This window comes from Vibrio sp. S9_S30 (genome assembly GCF_014694455.1).
Lineage (GTDB): Bacteria > Pseudomonadota > Gammaproteobacteria > Enterobacterales > Vibrionaceae > Vibrio.
The window spans coordinates 1-1561 of sequence record NZ_JAAUWT010000083.1; the positions used below are offsets into that span (position 1 = coordinate 1).

At 40.4% G+C, this 1561-nt stretch carries 2 protein-coding genes; both read left to right on the top strand.

Annotated elements, in window-relative coordinates:
- Positions 1-204 precede the first annotated feature (204 nt).
- Entirely contained in the window at positions 205-540 is a 336-nt protein-coding gene (locus HC752_RS24095) for an immunity protein Imm33 domain-containing protein (protein ID WP_190337713.1), read from the top strand.
- A 146-nt stretch (positions 541-686) separates the two neighbouring features.
- Positions 687-1121: a GNAT family N-acetyltransferase gene (locus HC752_RS24100; RefSeq protein ID WP_047109201.1), complete on the top strand. Its 435-nt coding sequence runs from the start codon at positions 687-689 to the stop codon at positions 1119-1121.
- Positions 1122-1561: the final 440 nt, after the last annotated feature.

Sequence of the window (1561 nt, forward strand, 5' to 3'; positions counted from 1 at the left end):
TGGCTCGGTGTCTTAGGCTTCTGCATTTGCTGGCAAATTGGGGTTGCCGTAAAGTCCGTTCATAACAAACAATTCAAGCAGACCAAAAACGTGTGGCATTTTTAGTTTGCGTTGAGTTTTGTGTTTAGGGTGGCTTGCAGAAGCGGTATTTGTACGTTTTTGGCTACTTAATTGGGCGTTATGTGAATACTGGAGCTATATAATATGTCTCATCTAGATTTACCAAAATCGTGGAATGAAAATGCCCCATTAGTTATGGCTACAAACTATTGCATTGGTCCCGATAGACACAAAGTACGATTTATAGTTAGAGAAGAGCCTAATAATCCTTGCGATTCAGGATGGATCTTTTTCACTGGTACTGAGCCTGATGGGTACATTGATAATCCAGAAAATATGGTGATATGCCCACTTCTTCGCTTCTTAGAAATAGAGCCTAGTTTAATTGATTTATTGAGCTCTCCAGTAGGAAGTATGTGGGAAAAACCAACAGATGATAGTGATTGGATAAAAGTTGAAAATTATGATGTCCGCGAATAATTCATATAACAAGCAATTCAAGCAGACCAAAAACGCGTGGCATTTTTAGTTTGCGTTGAATTTAATGATTAAGGTGGTTTGCAGGAACGGCATTTGTACGTTTTTGGCTACTTAATTGGGCGTTATGTGTAGCCAGAGGGAAAGGCATGGAAGTACAGCTTAAAATCGGTAGCGACCCCTTATTCGCAGAGTCTTTAACCAAGACAAATATGGCAAGTTATTATCTAAATCGTGGGATTACCTGGGATCATAATCAGTTTCTAAATAGTTGGGAAGAACTAGAAAACTACGAGATTCACCTAGACCAAGCTCGTGTCGGTGTTCTTCGTTTTAGCTATAGTGGCGAAACGACCTTTCTGAGAGACTTTCAACTTTTACCGGAGTTTCAAGGTAGAGGAATTGGGGCTAAGTGCCTTGATCTAGTCGTAGGGCATGCACTCAGTCGTCAATCCACTAAGCTAGTTCTACGTGTGTTTAGTGAAAACCCAGCTATCAATCTGTATGAGTCCAAAGGCTTTGTTAGAACATCTGAAGTCAAAGGGTTGGTGGAAATGGAAGTCCCTTTAAGTTCAAACACATAACAAGCAATTTAAGAGGGATTCTCAACGCTTGGCATTTTTGCTTCTACTTCAGCTTTAGTGTTTATGGCACAATGTTTTAGGTTTGGTGGAGGCGTTGTTCACCCCTTAATTGGGCGTTATAGCGCTTTGAAGATTCAAGGGTTGTCAGGTTTTCGAAAGTTGCTAACTTCAGTGTTTTTGAGTTCGATTCCTTAACCTGAATCAAGATGGAGAATCCTCACAAGCCAAGCTGCTGTCGGTTTCCCCAAAGTTTCCCAATTCATCAAATTTTGAAGCTTGGCTTTTGTCTCGTTTTTCTAAATTCTTCGACTGGTTCGGTGTTTTGGGTATTGTGGTCTGGTTGCAGCAGGTTTTGTTGTCTAAGATGTTGTTCATTGAATGCAAGTTAAGTGCTTCATTGCCAAGTAAAGCCTGTTTGCTTGTATCGCTCTAACAAACAA

Excerpts from the sequence above, each read along its gene's own strand:
- HC752_RS24100 (WP_047109201.1), top strand. The coding sequence starts at position 687 with ATGGAAGTACAGCTTAAAATCGGTAGCGACCCCTTATTCGCAGAGTCT.
- HC752_RS24095 (WP_190337713.1), top strand. The coding sequence starts at position 205 with ATGTCTCATCTAGATTTACCAAAATCGTGGAATGAAAATGCCCCATTA.